The organism is Vibrio sp. T9, assembly GCF_003123985.1.
Classification (GTDB): Bacteria; Pseudomonadota; Gammaproteobacteria; order Enterobacterales; family Vibrionaceae; genus Vibrio; species Vibrio diabolicus.
Genome location: NZ_NIGY01000194.1, coordinates 1 through 290, shown reverse-complemented (window position 1 = coordinate 290; position 290 = coordinate 1). Strand labels below are relative to the sequence as shown.

The window sequence follows — 290 nt, the reverse complement described above, 5'->3', positions numbered from 1 at the left end:
GTCGGCCTCGAGCAGGACGGGTGAGACCTCCACGTCCTCGCAGTACACGCCGCCCATGCCGTCGAGCTGTGGGCTCGTGGCACACCAGACGCTGGTCGCGGCGCCTTGCGGCACGCTCTTGAAGCCGCGCGCGAGGTCGACCACCGGGCGGCCTTCCTCGTCGATGGCGCCGCGTGCGCGGAGGTCGTCCTGGCTCATGTGCCGTACCAGGTCGGTAATGATCGCGCCCGGGTGCAGGGCAAAAGCGCGGATCCCATCGGCCTGGCCACGCTTGTCCACGCCTAGCGCGA

The 290-nt window shown here is 70.3% G+C and carries 1 protein-coding gene; it reads right to left on the bottom strand.

All coding sequences use genetic code 11. From position 1 onward, the window contains the following. On the bottom strand, nucleotides 1-290 hold a 290-nt coding region (locus tag CBX98_RS26465; RefSeq protein WP_242446626.1), incomplete at both ends, for a hypothetical protein.